We start from the raw sequence: 202 nt of genomic DNA on the forward strand, positions 1-202 counted from the left end.
GAAAGAAGACGCCACACTCACCGTGAATAAAGACAACGGTGTGTTGTCGAATGACAGCGATGTGGATGGTGATGCCCTGAAAGTCACGGGCATCTTAAATGGCACGTCCGGCACGGCGACGGCAGTGACGGACGGCAGTGATACGGTGATCAGCAATGATTACGGCACATTAACCATCCGTGCCGATGGCAGCTACAGCTTT

1 protein-coding gene is annotated in these 202 nt (G+C 53.5%); it reads left to right on the top strand.

Annotated elements, in window-relative coordinates:
* The coding region (locus AC5O63_RS22540) for a hypothetical protein (RefSeq protein WP_494506280.1) at window positions 1-202 on the top strand (202 nt) is incomplete at both ends.

This window comes from Vibrio sp. SCP2, from assembly GCF_059295395.1.